Genomic DNA, 14,639 nt, shown 5'->3' with positions numbered 1-14,639 from the left:
ATTGTATGTTTAAAAAGAAAAGCATTAACGAGATTGAAGCCCCTGCAGCGCCTCCTCAGTCGTCTCTGGTTCTGCTGCGGCTGAGCGAAACTGCTGACCTGACTCTGCGCTTGCATCAGTGGCAAGAGGGTAATTGGCAACAAGTAGCCTTGGATTCAGAATTTGCTCAGACATTTAATCCCGAATTTGAAGCTGTCGAAGAGCAGCCTGAATTCCCTCAGCTCAACCTTCCTGAGGGAGCCAAAGCGCTACTGATGGTGCCTGGTAACTGGGTATGGAGCGGTCTCGAAACTATACCTAAGGCAGCTCGTCGCCAGGCAAGTGCCATTGGTTACATGGTTGAGGAGCATTTGGCCCAGGATGTCGAGGACTTACACTTTGCCTGCAGACCCCGCACCGGTGATCTCTGCAGCGTATACGCCATTGATGTTGAAAAAATAGAAGCGCTTCACTCCCAGTTGGAGCGGCTCCAGTGGCCGCTGGCTGCTGTAGTGCCGGAGTATGAATTACTTAGCTTGATCGAAGGTGACATTCGCCTGTGGCTGGATGGCGGCCAAGCGCATATCTGGAAAGATGCCGGGCAGGGTCTAACTGTTAATCGCGATTTTTTACAGCCTCTTCTCGGTTCGCTATTAGTTGATGAAGGTGATGAATCCGAAGGCGAAGATGATTCTGAAAGCGGCGAGCCGATCGATAACAAACAGGTAGTACTGCTGGGGGCTGGCGAGCAGGATGGGCTGCTGATTGCTGAGTTGGAATCCCAGTTTGGCGATGGCTTACAGCTGAACCAGCGCTCAGCGGAAGAAGTCTTTATTGAACGGTTCAAACTGGGGCTGCTAACAAACTTGCTAACTGGAGATTATCAGTTATCGAGTAATAAGAGCGCTGCGGCTTGGTGGATACGCCCGGCTAAAGTTGCTGCCGCTTGTTTTGTTATCCAGCTACTGTTTTTCGTTGGTGCCGGTGCTTTTTATCAGTGGAAGGGCAACCAGTCTGAAGAGCAGGCCCGGGCGATGTTTACGGAATTATTCCCGAATACTCGACCGTCTGCCCAGATGCGCCGACAGCTTGAAGGTTTCCTGAAAGGCGCGGGTAATCAGGGTGGTGCTTTCTCTACCCAGATGCAGCAGTTGAGCAAAGTCTGGATTGCTCACAAAGGGGGCGCATTAAAATTACAGTCCCTTCGTTTTGATGGCCAGCGTGGAGAAATGGTGTTGCAGCTTCAGGCAGAAAACCTGTCTGATCTCGATGCATTTGTCAGCAAGCTATCTGGCGGCGGGATCAAGGCGGACCTGTTAGGTGCGAACGAGTTGAAAAAAGGCGTTTCAGGCCGTATTCGCTTACGTTAGAGCCAGCGGTTTATATAAAGCAGCCAGGCGTAAGAAGAGATTGGTGGTAGCAATATAATGAAAGAACAGATCGAACAGTGGCGCCAGAAATGGCAGGCACTTCCGCCCAATGACCAGAGAGCCTTGGGTTTGCTGAGTATATTCGGAGCCGTAATTTTTATAGTTTATGGCCTGTATTCCCCGGCAAAGGGCTTCTTTGATGAGTCCCGCTTGCGAGCGGAAGAAAATCGTGAGCTGGTTAACTGGATGGAGGGCCAGCGTCCGACGCTGGAGCGAATAAAGCCCGCAGGCGGTGGTGCTGGCGGTGCTTCAGGTACTCTTTTGCAGCGCGTTACTGGTGCGGCAAAACAAAACCAGATTGTGATTAAGCGCTTTGAGCCTGAGGGTGAAAACCGCATCCGATTGTGGATTGAAGAAGTCCGTTATCAGGATTTGCAACCCTGGTTGAATCGCCTAATGCAGGAGAAAATGGCTGTTCGCACGATTAATCTGGATGCCCTTGCCGATGAAGGTATGGTCTCCGCTCGATTGACGATCGAAGGCTAGTAACCTCCCTACTGACAGGCTCGAATATAGAACTCGGGCCTGCTTCTCCCCAGTAACCACCCCTTAAGTACACTCGAATATCGACGCTCCCATTCGTGCGGCCCCCACAGTAGTCGGGCGGTTTTAGGCGGAAATGTCATCTTTAGCCCTATACTGGATTAGTAACGAGGAAAAAGGTGCCACTATGCTTTTTAAAGACATATCCACCAAGCATTTGGTAGAAGTGGCTGATATCGTCACACTTTCGAATCCCTACGAGCTGACTGTGGTAGGCCGTTATTTGTGGGGTGAAGAGATTCAGGACCCAGAAGTCTTCGATAAAACTGACTTATGCTTCCTCTCTGGTGAGCCACTTCCTAGATGCTGGCATGATAGCCGCTACCGGGATAAAGAGGTTCGCAGGCTTCGTTGCGGCACTCACGCTTCAGAGGATGGCGACTACTATCAGGGTGCTTGAATTTATAGTTTTACCAAATGGTACGGTGGTCGACTAGATTTTGCCAATGACTTACCAGTTGCCCTCAAGCACTGTACAATGCGCGCCAATTTTTTAAGCGAATGCACGCATGACATTTGAGCAGTTTGAAGAGTATTCCCTGTGGTTGGGAATCGGTGCACTAATTCTATTTATGGTGTTTATTGTTTGGAACCTGGCAAAAGACTCCAAGGCTGGTAGATTTGGGACATTTATTCTGTTCCTCGCTCTGGGGCTTGGATTGCTGGGGTTTCTAATAAAGACCGTTTTGGTTGAAGTACTCGGGATAGGCTAGGGAGCTTCAATGGCACCGGATACCCAGTCTCTCAGGGAAGGTCGCAATGTCTATATTTGATCGCCCTGAACTTAAGGTTCAAAAAGACAGACGTATTTGCCGCGCAACTGACATGCGTATCGCCAAATATACCCGGCGCGGCATGGTGCTCTCCCTTTTTGCATTTCTGATCGCAGCCTCTATTGGCGACATGCGCCTAGAAGCTCCGCGCCTGTTATTAACAATGGGAATCGGCCTGGTAGTACTAACCCTGATCAGGGGCTACTACGTTTTTCGCTTCGACCACCTGTATGGCTCGGGACCAAATCGTTGGCGCAATCGTTACTTTCTGTTCTCGATTATCGGCTCAGCCTGGTGGGGCATTACCTTATTTTACTTTGTCTACTTAATGGGGTTTGCGCCTGAGACCCACTTCCTGTGGATCTATTCAGTAATCTTTTGCTCCAGTGTTACCACCGTATTTTCTCCCTACCATCGTTTTCTGACTTGGTTCACCGCAACCTCACTACTACCAGCAGCGCTAATGGCACTGTTCTCGGGCATGATTCTGGGGACCATCTACGGAACTCTCACCCTCGCTTTTATTTGGCTGACTGCCCACCAGGGCCGTCGTGAATCGGAGAACTATTGGGAGCGTCTGTCTGCGATGCAGGAGCTGCAACAGAGAGCGAGTAGCCTGGCTGCAGCCCGCAAACACTCTGAAGCTGCAGTTGAACTGACCAATGAGTTCATAGTTAATATCGGACAGGAATTCCGCAGTCAGCTGTCTGATTCCCTTGGTGCCTTAGCGCTGCTCGAAGCTGAGCCATTGAGTGACCGTCAGCGCGAATGGGTAGAGCTGGCCAAGGTTGCCAGTAGCCAACAACTCAAACTGGTTGATAATGTGGGCTTGTTTACCCGGGTGGCTCGCAAAGATATCCGGTTGCGCCAGGGCCCGTTTAACCTAGTTAAGACTGTAGAAAAATCATTCAAGTTTGCAGCGAGAGCTGCCCACAGTCAGGAGTTAGAATTTAACTTCCAGATTGATGACAATCTCCCGGTGATGGTGACAGGGGATAATCGCAAAACGGCCCAGCTGATTCGCAATCTGGTGGACTCCGCTACTGGCATTGCCCAAAGAGGCGAGCTGTGGGGTGAGGTATCTTATAACCCGATCACCACGGTAGAAGGGCAGCTCTCGATCACTTTGATGGATGATGGGCGCGGTGAGATATTGCCGGACGAGAGCGAACTTTTCGGTGCCTTCTCCCGTATGGATACCACCCAGGTAACTACAGGTCTCGGACTCTCGATTGCTAAAGGCCTAGCCGAAGCAATGGGCGGTTACCTTCAACTGCATTCAACCCCAGATGGCAACCGCTATCAGGTGGTGATCAAGTATTCCACCGAGCCAAATCAGCGAACCTACCTCACGCCGGACAGAAAGTTACAGGATATTGAAGTCCTGTTAATTCATCAGAAGGGCCTATTTATTTCAGGTTTGGTGCAGGTGCTGCGCTCTTTTGGGATGGATGTTAAGTCGATCCGCTGGTGTGAAGGTTGTGAGTGCGAAGTCCAGCAGCTACTTCGCCAAGCGGTAGAACGCAACCAATTGGTAATGATGGCACCGGCAATGGGGGATTCGACTCTTTTCGACTCCATTACGCCTTTCTTTGAAGAGTCCCAAGAGGCTGGTGAAAAAGAGAGTCGCCTGGTATGCCTGGGCGGCTTTGGCCAGAAAAGTGAGTTTGCTCACTTGCAGCAACTCTTACCATCGTCACAGTATCTGAGCCGACCGGTGACCCGTAAAGAACTGCACGATGCGTTAGTGGGATTACTGTTTGGCGGTGCAAAAAGAAGCTGTCGAAGAGTGATTACCGGTGGTGCAGATCAGCCGCGTCACTACTCATTGCTGTTGGTAGAGGAGTCCAGGCCACATCAGTGGGTGACTGAGGAGATGCTTCAGGCCCTCGGCTACCAAGTAGATATAGCGGTAGATGCGGATGATGCGCTAGTTCGCTTGTCTGAAGGCCATTATGATTTGGTTTTAGTGGATTGCCAGCAAAATACGGATCACAGTGCGCAGATTATCGAGATACTGCGTCGCTGGGAGTCCGAGCATCGCCCGGATGATCGCCTGCCTATTGTTGCTGTAACCAGTACTACTGAAGAGCAGTTTGAGGGCCGTTGCCTGGCAGCAGGTATGGATGATTTTCTGACCAAGCCTCTGAGTAAAGATCTTCTTCGGGAAACCTTGGCGCGTTGGCTGGGTAGCGCTTAGCTTACAGAGCTTGCCTTAATGCTGAGTAAAAAGCTGTAAGTAAATGCGGCTTTTTTTTTCCAATCGCTCAACCTTTACGCCTTACTGCTTTTGAGGTGAAGAAGTTTAGCTCCAGAAAAGTAATTATCTCGGCAGCTATTGAAGGTAGAGAACCGGTTTCTGGAAAGACGAAACAAAAAAGGCCGCAGTAAACACTGCGGCCTTGCGGGGAAAGGTGGGATTAGAACTCGTAACGGATACCCATACGGGCGCTCCAAAGTGATGCTTCATTAACTCGGGTTTGCCCCGAAGTCTCATGAAAATCTTCAAAAACGTAGCGACCCTGATCATCAACACTGGCTGTTACTGCGGCTTGATAGCGTGGGAAGTCGGTCTGATACATTACGCCCCACTCATCATTTAGCAGGTTGCCCAGGTTCTCGATAACAAAGTATGCATTTACGCGATCTTCAGCGCGCCAACCTGGCAGCTCCTGATCAATACGCAAGTCGAACTTGGTCCACCAGTCGCTATTCAGAGAGTTGCGTTCCATGGTGCCGCTGTCCAGATCTTCTGATTCAACCCATGCAAAGAACTCTTCGGCACTAAAGCCATCCGCAAATACTACATTGGCGTCATCTGTTCCAGTAGGTACGTATAGAAGCGCGTTGTCTCGACCAACAACACCTGACAGGTTGTTCCCCTTAAATGTATAGCTATAGGGCAAGCCTTCGTTAGCGCTACCGAACAGGGTGAAGCGCGTTTCGTAACCTGCAAAAAACTCTTGGGCGTAATCGAGCTTGAGAGTAAAGCGGTGCGGTACTACATAGTTGGAAGTGGCCGTACCTGGGTTCTCGGCGTCAGTAGTCGCGATAGTGGTGTAGTTGGAGTAGGCCACAGAGCTGGTCATCGGATTGACGTCTTCAGCTTCGGTGAAAGCATAACCAACTGCCACATTCAGTCCAAAGTCGAAAGATTTGCTCAGGCCAAGGGAGAGCACGCTGGAGAAACCAGAGTCCCCATCCACGTTGGTAAGCATAAAGTCTCCGCTACGGTCATTGGAGCTGTCATAAATTGCGCGACCATCTACGGTGGTGCCAGCCTGTTCAAGCGAGATATCTTGAACAATGGCGGCATCCTGGTAGTCACTGTACAGGTAATCGGCAGACAGTAAGTAGCCAGATTCAAATTCATAGCTAGCACCAATTGCATACTTCCAGACAGATGGGATTTCGAAATCCGGGTCCATCAGGTTTACGCCGCCCGGGTAACCATCACCGCTGGCAACCTGATCGTAGAGGGACTGGGGGATATCGTAGATAGGATTGCCGCTGCCAGTCCAATCCATATCAAACAGGGAGGTGCCAGATCTATCCTGAGCCTCGACCTGTAATACGCCATTATTGGAATAATTGTTGGAAATCCAAACGTTGGGGTTGCCACCGGAGTAGAGTCCGACACCACCGTGAACCTCTAGGCTGTCATCGACGTTCCAGCTTAGACCCAAGCGCGGTTGCAACAGGTCCAGGCCGTCCATGGTGTGCTGGTTAGAGAAGCCGTAGGCTGCAGTAATATCAGAATTTTCCACCGGCTTATCATCACTGCTATAGCGGTCATAGCGCAAGCCAGCTACAACGGTCAGGTCCACGTCTGCAAAAGTGTATTCGTCTTGAATATATAAAGTATCAATGTCGTAGGCGAACTCTGCAGCAGCATCCAGAATATTATTGGTGCCGGTCGCATTTTCGTAGGTGATACGGCTAGGGGTGCCGGCTTCGAAGTCTTCTACACTGCTGAAGCGATACTCACCGGCGGCTTCCTGAATAAACAGGTTGTATACATCGAAGTTTTCATGCTCGTAGCCGGCAGTCAGGTTGTGCTCACCCAGAAGAAGCTTGCCTGCAAGTTTAAAGGTTAGGTTATCGTAGCTGAGCTTGTTCGCATGACGGGAGTCGTCAGCACCCAGATAAACGGTTGCTTCAGAGGGAATGCCATCCCCGTTGTGATCGTTAGAAGTATAAATTTGCACTTCACCGAAGTCGGTGCCGCCGAGTGACAGCTGGCGATTATCTAGTTCAGAGTAACCAACCTTTATTTCAGTAGAAAAAATGTCACTCCAGTCAGAGAACATTTGTGCAACGTAAGAATTCAGCTCCGCACCGCGCTCGTAGTAGTGGTTGGAAAGCTCCAATTCGACGTCATCGCTATCAGATTCGGCGATAGAGAATCCATCGTTATAGTTGTAGGTGAACGATGCTCGGTGATAGTCAGATATATTCCAATCGAACTTAACCAGGAGTTTCTCGTCTTCCTCTGGCAAGCTGGACGGAAGGCTACCGGGGTTGTAGTCGTATACTTCGTTGGAGATACGGATAATCTCATCCAGTTGCTCTTGGGATACACCCAGAACCTCAGTAGCCGCGCCGCTGCCGGCAGGGCCGCGGTAGAAGTTGGCTACACCTTCCAGTTTTTCGTAGGCAGCAAAGAAAAACAGCTTGTCTTCAACAATGGCACCGCCCAGGGTGGCGTTGTAACGTTTCTCATCAAAGCTGGGATTGGGAATATCATCCCCTTCGAGAGAGTCACCACGGAAGCCGTCATCAGTGTAATCATAGAAGAAAGAGCCGTGCCACTCGTTGGTACCGGACTTGGTAACAGCGTTGATATTACATGCGCTAAAGCCACCGTACTGTACATCAAAAGGTGCAAGCTCTACGGCTACCTGGTCTATGGCGTCGTATGAGAAAGGCATACGCTCAGTGGGATAGCCATTGCTGTTCAAGCCGAAGTTGTCGTTCATGCGAACGCCATCAACAGTCAGGCTGTTGAAGCGCGGGTTTGATCCGCCGCATTGAATGGAGTCTACGTTCGCTTCATCAATGTAAACGCGGGGGTCGAGGCGTAGGAGGTCTTTAATATCGCGGTTTACAGAAGGTGCGCTCGCCAGATCATCACTATTAAAGTGAGAAGATGGGCCGACAGCCAAGCGAGAATTGGTTATGGCTTGGCCAATTACGCTCACTTCTTCCAGGTTGGAGTTGTCTAAAGTTAAGGTTAGCGGCAGGGTATCGCCTACAGACAGGTAGATATTTTCTAATACCCGATTACCTTCGCCTGACTCTATAGTTACAGTGTAAGGTCCACCTACACGTAAGCCACTTAGGTTGAACTGGCCGGAATCGCTCACCTCTACAACCCGACGACTGTTTGAGGGGGTGTGAACTACCGTTACCTTGGCATCGCTAATTGTTTGCCCATTGCTACCGGTAATAGATCCGCGGATACCCGCTGCGGTTTCTTGTGCATAAGATACCTGCGCCATACTAGCTGCAGAGATAATCGCCGCGGATAACAATACGCGCGGGAACAGAGAAGGTTTCATAGCGTTTTCCTGGTCTAAAGAATTGCCAACTCAAGTGGCCCAAGTAATTATCGAGTTTTGCTCTTGCAACTTAGGTTCCAAGTTCCAATGGAGACTGTTATGTGATTTTTATTGGGTACTGTCTAAGAGCTGAAGCGATTATGTAGTGCACATATAAATAAATTATTACAGCCGTGAACTTGTCACATACTGGCGTTAAAGTACGCAGCAAATTCACTCTGGCGGACATGCCCAATGAGCATACGATTGATAATTGCCCGTATAGCAGTTGCATTATTTGGACTCACAGCTATGACACAAGCACACGCTTGGGGAGATGATGGTCACAGGGTCGTTGGAGAAATTGCATGGCATTACCTGGACCCGGAGGTAGCCGCCGAAATAGAGTTGCTCCTTGATGAAGTCGGTGAGCCGCACCTAGCTGAATCCACAACTTGGGCTGATCGAATTAGGTCTGATGAGACTTATAACTGGGCTGCGCCGCTTCACTATATAAACTTGTCTCGAGACTGGTCTGCTTATGTTGAGGAGCGGGATTGCCCAGCTGCAGGATGTATATTGAAGGCGATTCAAAGATATCAGGAAGTATTGGCCGATCGCTCGCGCACCAAGACGGAGCGTGCAGAAGCACTGATGTTTATTGCCCACTTTGTTGGCGACCTTCATCAGCCATTACATACCGGATTATTTTCAGATAAAGGGGGTAATGATGTGGAAGTCCAATTCTATGGGGTCGAAACGAATTTACACGCGCTCTGGGATATCCATATGGTCGCCCGTTTGTTTTTAGACTGGCAAGATTATGCTCAGGAGCAAACGGATAAAATAAGTACGGCTGAGAGGCAGATCTGGCAGTCTACCTCGGCCGAAGTTTGGGCCCGGGAGTCTCATCACTTAGCCCATGGTCTCGCCTATACCAGCGAAACACAACTTGGGGAAAAGTACTTTCTGCGCTGTCAGGACTCCCTTGAAAAGCGTTTGCAGCAGGGGGGAGTTCGCCTGGCCTCTGCTCTAAACCGTGCACTTGGTAACCCTGTGATCGATGTGGCTAATAAGTAAATTCTTTCTTGGGGCTCGCCTCACTCTACGCCATTGATGTGGTGAGCCAAAAGTGAAGTTTCAAAATCAGTCGAATTATCCTCTTTTATCTTTGTTCTCTTGATGTCTATTGGTTAATTAATTGGAATTTCATCAATTTGTCCGATAAGCAGCCGGTAATTGCCTAGAACTGTAGCTATGTAAAGTTATCTATTTCGAAAGATGGCTGAAATTTGCAATCATTATCCCCATTTAAATGTTTGCTCAAGTAAGTAGGGGGAGTGAAATCTTTAGCTCAAGTAGCTCGTGAGTAATGCGATTGAGCAGGTTGGAGAGGAAAAGTTAAACGCGATTGTGGATGAGAGAAAGGATTTTTAAAGTAGCTTCCCCTCAGTCTTTTGACTCTTCCTTGTACAGCTATGCCTGTAAAAGGAATCCTTTATACGGGAATTTTTAGTATGTGAGTTCTCTTATGGTTGTTGTTTTGTAATTTCCTAATAATTTTCATGATTCAACTATACTTGGTAATAAGCAAATAATATCTAATAACCACTTTATATCCTTTCATATCTTGAGTTTTATTGTGGACCCATTGGGTTGTTTGCGATTCTCTGATAAATTTTAGAGGATACATAACTCCTATTTTACTTTGCCTCTCAGTTACCCCTTCTCTTCAGCTTGAAATATTTCCCGTGTTGACACAGTGGTACCAGATTTGGTATCAAATAATCTCGAGTTATATAGAAAGTCTGTCAATTTTCATTAGGTCCTGAGTAATAAATATAATAATTCAGTGGCTTTAGCGATGAATTGAAAGAGTTCTTGAATTGTCAAAATATTAAATAACAATTTTGGCAAAAAATTTCATAGTCGTTATGGAGGATGTGGGCGATGAGCGGAAGAGGTTTTAATCCTAGGGCGTGTGGAGGATACTTTGCAGGTATTTGTTTTGTATCCAGTTTGAGGTCATACGGTTCTCTTTTTTCCAGGTTTTACGCGCAGTGGTGGAATAATGGTGGAGTGGAAAGTTCTCTGGGTAGAACATGGAATGGCCACACGGCATTAATATCAGGTCACAATGGTGTTATCGATACTATTGTAGGTTGGGACCCCAACAGTTCTTGGGATGCATTTAAAGGCTCAGTGGGCGGGCGTCACAATAGTATGAGGCCTATTGCTGGTCGTTGGCGTGATGACACAGGGATGAATGCAGACCCAACAGCTCAGTATTATGGCCTGCAAGTTAGCCAGACACAGCATGGTAATTTCAGAGATTTTTTGCAGCAAGATCTTTTGGGTACCCAGGGTTTCGGGCCCCACCTCAATAATATTGGAGTCTCATACCATTATGCATTTGCCCCAGGAAAGTGGATGGAGCGTTTGAGTTCCCTGGAAGGGAATAATAATGGTCAGCTGCAAGTCATTTCCAACTGTTCAGATGCTGCCTTCCATGTGCTTGCAAGCTTTCTTTATGAGTGGCGAAAGGCAAATCTGGTAACCGAACTGGCATCTTTTATGAATAATGGGGATGAGAAAAATAAAAATATGTCCCAGGGACGCTTGATGCAGTGGTCAAGCCAGATGGGGCCGTAGAACAAATATACTTATCTGGTTGATGGGTGGTGTAACCGAATTAAAGTTACACCACCCAATTGTTAAGCAAGAGGTTAGTCTTAATAAATTATTTTTTGCGTAAGCCAAGTAATCAATAATTTGTTAGGCTGAAAGCTGGATCTAGGGAACTTCAATTCCCTTAGAGGCGGTCCATATTCTATACCACTGCTCTCTACTCAAATTGAGTTTCAAGCTTTCTATCGCCGACTGAACGCGCTCAATTTTTCCCGACCCCATAATTGCTAGGGGCTTGGAGGGAAAGCGTCGTACCCACGCATAGATTACCTGGTCAATACTGGCTGCCCCGATTTCCTCCTTGATATCTTCCAGGGTGATTCGTAACCGTGTTGCTTGGGTGCTTGATCCACTAAAAATTTCCCCTCCAGCTAAGCAGGACCAAGCCATAGGATGAATTCTATATTGCTGCAGTTGATCCAGAGTTCCATCCTCCGCAGCGCTAAAATTGATAGGATTAATCTCGACCTGATTTGTCACCAGTAGTGAACTCAGGCGGGACTGCAACAAATCAAATTGCTGGGAGGTAAAGTTGGAAACGCCGAAATGTAATACCTTACCGGACTTCTGCAGTGCGGCGAATGTGCTGGCAATTTCATCTGCATCCATCAAAACATCAGGTCGATGAAGAAGCAGGATGTCGATGTGCTCTACACCGAGGTGGGCTAAGGAGTTATTAACCGAGTGCTGAATATGTTCAGCGCTGGAGTCATAGTACTTAACTTTCCTGTTTGGATATTTTTCAGAAAGCAATTTGATATTGCATTTGGTGACAATCTCGATGTGATTGCGAACAGATCTATCCAGCTTAAGGGCCTCGCCGAATAACTGTTCGCAGGAGTAATCTCCGTAAATATCAGCATGATCTACGGTGGTAACCCCTTTATCTATATGTTGCTTTAGGAATGTCAGGCGCTCCTGAGGGCTTAAATTCCAATCACTCACACGCCAGTAGCCTTGGACCAACTCTGACAGTTCTGGTCCTTTTGGAGAAGCTAGCACTCTATTAACCACTGAATACCTACCTGATCGAAAAGCATTAGGGTATTCCTGTTCCTGTTGATACTCAACGCCTAAAGTAGAAGGGTAGGCAGCCCAAAGTCGCCATCGGTGTCATAAATGTCATTGAGTCATGTTGATCGTTGAGCTAGCTGACAACTGAAACCGGAGCAACTTTAGAGTCATTTCTCAATGCCCTGATGTTCTGAGGATCACTAAAGAGGCTTGGGCTTTTACCTTCACAGGAGCACCGCATGGTTAGTACCGAGGAAAAAGTTTCCGGCTGATTGATAATTACTTACTCAATTTTGATGTTATTGATATCCAGCGCAATATTGTTATTCCTATACGCAGTTTTTGGGAATTCAATTTTAAGTATGCCATTCAATATATTCAGTCTTATGGGGTTGATGACAATACTGTTTGCGTCTTTGAATATTTTGGGGGTCTTTGCTGGCATTGCTGTCCTTTTGGATAAAAGGTATGCCCCAGAATTAGCTTTAATATTTTCAACAGTGAGTGTACTAAATGTTCCGCTGGGCACCTTGGTCGGCGGTTTCTATTTATGGCTATATATTCGTAAATATAAATAGCTCTTTTTGATGTTTGCAAAGCCTGTCTACTGTTAACAAGAGTCATTTTATCTCTGTAATAAATGCTGATTTTAACTTCGAGATGTGCATAGGCTTTGGTTCTCTAAGTGGTACGCAAATAAATTACGATAGAAATAATTGAGAACAGGCAACTCAAGTAGTTGTTTTAGCAGTCATCATGATTAACAATAGTGCCAGCGATATGTACACGATAGCTTTGGCAATAGCCAAAAAGAAATAAACAACAATAATGTAGTAGGTGTACGCATATGGAACTGGAAGTCTTGCGCCGGAGCTTTAAGCTCTTGTCTCTTTTTTTGGTACTAAATGTCATTCAAGGATGTTCTGAGCCTCCACAGGATAGTGAAAAAAGCCGGGCAATGTTGACCCAAAGAGCGCTGTCTCTTGCGCCCGCTGATCCGGAAATCGCTGAAATATATACTCGCACTTGCCGCAGCTGTCACAGCACTGGCGCCAGCGCCGCACCCCTTACCGGAGATTTAGCCAACTGGAAGCCCCGTATGGAGAAGGGGATGGATGTGTTGGTGGAAAATGCGATCAATGGGTTCCAGGGTATGCCGCCACTAGGCCTTTGTTTTGAGTGCTCCCCCGAGCAGTTTGAACAGTTGATTGTCTTTATGGCTACAGCGGAGTAAAGGATATGGGGTTCAATCGTCGCCAGTTTATTAATTCTATCGCGATCGGCTCCGCATCATTAGCGGCCGCGCCCATCTCATCAGTTGCACGTACCTTATTGCAAGCTGCAGCCCCACCGACAAAAAAAGCGGGTGTTCGATGGCGGAACTGGTCTGGTTCACAAGAGTGTCTGCCGGCCCATCGTCTGGCACCCAAAGATATTCCTGCACTGCAAACGATAATTGCGGAAGCGCAAGGTACGGTCAGGGCGGTAGGTGCGGGTCACTCCTTCACTGCACTGGTACCCACTGACGATACAATTATTTCATTGGGCCGTATTACTGGCGTCGCCGACCACGATTCCGACAAGGTCCAGGCGACAATCTACGCTGGCACCCGTGTAGCAGACATTGGCCAACCCTTAGAGGATATCGGTCAAGCGCTGATTAACCAACCAGATATCGATGAGCAGACTTTAGGTGGTTGCCTGGCAACCGCGACCCATGGAACAGGTGCAGGCTTGGGTTGTATGTCCAGCTATGCAACGGGTATGGAACTGGTGACCGCAGGAGGGGATACGCTCTGGTGTGATGGTGAGCAAAACCCCGAGGTGTTCGCGGCAGCGCAAGTATCCCTTGGCAGCCTGGGTATGGTGACCAAGGTGCGTATGCAGAACCAGCCCAGCTACCGTTTGCGTCGTGAATCTTGGGTAGCGCCCCTGGAAGAGGTGTTGGATCAGGCTCCAGCACTGGCAGAGGCCAATCGGAACTTTGAATTTTACTATATCCCGTTTTCTGGGATGTGCATGGCTGATTCCCACCAGCCGACCACAGAGGAAATCTTCTCTACGGAGCGGGAAGATACTAATGAAGCAGTAATGACCCTGAAATCTGTGCGGGACTGGCTGGGTTGGTCACCGAAGTTGCGTCAGTTTGCGCTGCAAAATGCGATGGAAGATATCGAGAGGGAAGTCGTTGTCGAGTCCTCCTGGCGGAATTACGCCAGTGAGCGAAACGTACGTTTCAATGAAATGGAGTATCACTTGCCCCGCGAGGACGGTTTGAAAGCCTTCGCGGAAATACGTCGAACGATTGAGGAAAATAACCTGGATGTTTTCTTCCCTATCGAGGTGCGTTTCGTTAAAGCTGACGATATCTGGCTGAGCCCATTTTATAAGCAAGATTCCGTATCCATCGCCATACACCGCTACTTTGAAGAGGACCACCTACCGCTGTTCCAGGCCATTGAGCCCATTATGCGCAAATATGGGGGCCGCCCGCACTGGGGCAAGTTAAACAAGCTACAAGGCTCGGACTTTGCCGAGCTCTACCCTCAGTGGCAGGATTTTCTTGAGGTTCGCCGAGAGCTAGACCCCAGTGGTAAGTTCTTAAACCCCTATCTGAAAACGCTTTTTACCTGAGCAACGCTGCTCAGCAGTGACCCCTCAAAGAGGAAAGC

11 protein-coding genes are annotated in these 14,639 nt (G+C 48.2%); 9 read left to right on the top strand and 2 right to left on the bottom strand.

The window, feature by feature from the left end; genetic code table 11:
- Positions 1 to 5 precede the first annotated feature (5 nt).
- From gspL to ACJJIY_RS16670, 5 genes are all read left to right on the top strand, one after another.
- Complete coding sequence (gene gspL, locus ACJJIY_RS16690; protein WP_445358412.1) at positions 6 to 1,349, top strand: type II secretion system protein GspL; 1,344 nt, start codon at positions 6 to 8, stop codon at positions 1,347 to 1,349.
- Positions 1,350 to 1,406: 57 nt separating this feature from the next.
- Positions 1,407 to 1,895 (top strand): type II secretion system protein M, encoded by a 489-nt coding sequence (locus tag ACJJIY_RS16685; protein WP_413665700.1) that lies wholly within the window; start codon positions 1,407 to 1,409, stop codon positions 1,893 to 1,895.
- Between the two features lie 184 nt (positions 1,896 to 2,079).
- Positions 2,080 to 2,352: an acetyltransferase gene (locus ACJJIY_RS16680; protein ID WP_282932716.1), complete on the top strand. Its 273-nt coding sequence runs from the start codon at positions 2,080 to 2,082 to the stop codon at positions 2,350 to 2,352.
- A gap of 109 nt (positions 2,353 to 2,461) precedes the next feature.
- Positions 2,462 to 2,665 carry a DUF2788 domain-containing protein gene (locus tag ACJJIY_RS16675; protein ID WP_282932717.1) on the top strand — a complete coding sequence of 68 codons (204 nt, stop codon included), beginning with the start codon at positions 2,462 to 2,464 and terminating at the stop codon, positions 2,663 to 2,665.
- Between the two features lie 46 nt (positions 2,666 to 2,711).
- Positions 2,712 to 4,925 (top strand): hybrid sensor histidine kinase/response regulator, encoded by a 2,214-nt coding sequence (locus ACJJIY_RS16670; RefSeq protein WP_445358411.1) that lies wholly within the window; start codon positions 2,712 to 2,714, stop codon positions 4,923 to 4,925.
- 220 nt (positions 4,926 to 5,145) lie between these two features.
- Here the strand turns inward: ACJJIY_RS16670 and ACJJIY_RS16665 are convergent, their stop codons facing one another.
- Complete coding sequence (locus ACJJIY_RS16665) at positions 5,146 to 8,286, bottom strand: TonB-dependent receptor (protein ID WP_445358410.1); 3,141 nt, start codon at positions 8,284 to 8,286, stop codon at positions 5,146 to 5,148.
- Positions 8,287 to 8,577: 291 nt separating this feature from the next.
- Here ACJJIY_RS16665 and ACJJIY_RS16660 point away from each other — a divergent pair, with 291 nt between their 5' ends.
- Both ACJJIY_RS16660 and ACJJIY_RS16655 read left to right on the top strand, forming a co-directional pair.
- Positions 8,578 to 9,345 carry a S1/P1 nuclease gene (locus ACJJIY_RS16660; RefSeq protein WP_445358409.1) on the top strand — a complete coding sequence of 256 codons (768 nt, stop codon included), beginning with the start codon at positions 8,578 to 8,580 and terminating at the stop codon, positions 9,343 to 9,345.
- Positions 9,346 to 10,344: 999 nt separating this feature from the next.
- Complete coding sequence (locus ACJJIY_RS16655) at positions 10,345 to 10,917, top strand: hypothetical protein (RefSeq protein WP_413665704.1); 573 nt, start codon at positions 10,345 to 10,347, stop codon at positions 10,915 to 10,917.
- A gap of 141 nt (positions 10,918 to 11,058) precedes the next feature.
- On the opposite strand, the gene ACJJIY_RS16650 is transcribed toward ACJJIY_RS16655, so the two are convergent.
- Positions 11,059 to 11,955: an aldo/keto reductase gene (locus tag ACJJIY_RS16650; RefSeq protein WP_445358408.1), complete on the bottom strand. Its 897-nt coding sequence runs from the start codon at positions 11,953 to 11,955 to the stop codon at positions 11,059 to 11,061.
- Between the two features lie 859 nt (positions 11,956 to 12,814).
- Between ACJJIY_RS16650 and ACJJIY_RS16645 the strand changes: the two genes are divergently transcribed.
- A complete protein-coding gene (locus ACJJIY_RS16645; RefSeq protein ID WP_444913705.1) occupies positions 12,815 to 13,201 on the top strand; it encodes a c-type cytochrome in 387 nt (128 codons plus the stop codon).
- Positions 13,202 to 13,206: 5 nt separating this feature from the next.
- Complete coding sequence (locus ACJJIY_RS16640; RefSeq protein ID WP_444913706.1) at positions 13,207 to 14,601, top strand: FAD-linked oxidoreductase, L-gulonolactone oxidase family; 1,395 nt, start codon at positions 13,207 to 13,209, stop codon at positions 14,599 to 14,601.
- The last annotated feature ends 38 nt before the right edge of the window (positions 14,602 to 14,639 follow it).

It is taken from the genome of Microbulbifer maximicatervae (SeqCode) (genome assembly GCF_052468155.1).
This window is presented reverse-complemented; position numbering and strand designations above follow the sequence as displayed.

What these genes read in the sequence shown, in the direction of transcription:
- gspL (WP_445358412.1), top strand. Translation starts at nt 6, where the DNA reads ATGTTTAAAAAGAAAAGCATTAACGAGATTGAAGCCCCTGCAGCGCCT.
- ACJJIY_RS16685 (WP_413665700.1), top strand. Translation starts at nt 1,407, where the DNA reads ATGAAAGAACAGATCGAACAGTGGCGCCAGAAATGGCAGGCACTTCCG.
- ACJJIY_RS16680 (WP_282932716.1), top strand. Translation starts at nt 2,080, where the DNA reads ATGCTTTTTAAAGACATATCCACCAAGCATTTGGTAGAAGTGGCTGAT.
- ACJJIY_RS16675 (WP_282932717.1), top strand. Translation starts at nt 2,462, where the DNA reads ATGACATTTGAGCAGTTTGAAGAGTATTCCCTGTGGTTGGGAATCGGT.
- ACJJIY_RS16670 (WP_445358411.1), top strand. Translation starts at nt 2,712, where the DNA reads ATGTCTATATTTGATCGCCCTGAACTTAAGGTTCAAAAAGACAGACGT.
- ACJJIY_RS16665 (WP_445358410.1), bottom strand. Translation starts at nt 8,286, where the DNA reads ATGAAACCTTCTCTGTTCCCGCGCGTATTGTTATCCGCGGCGATTATC.
- ACJJIY_RS16660 (WP_445358409.1), top strand. Translation starts at nt 8,578, where the DNA reads ATGACACAAGCACACGCTTGGGGAGATGATGGTCACAGGGTCGTTGGA.
- ACJJIY_RS16645 (WP_444913705.1), top strand. Translation starts at nt 12,815, where the DNA reads ATGGAACTGGAAGTCTTGCGCCGGAGCTTTAAGCTCTTGTCTCTTTTT.
- ACJJIY_RS16640 (WP_444913706.1), top strand. Translation starts at nt 13,207, where the DNA reads ATGGGGTTCAATCGTCGCCAGTTTATTAATTCTATCGCGATCGGCTCC.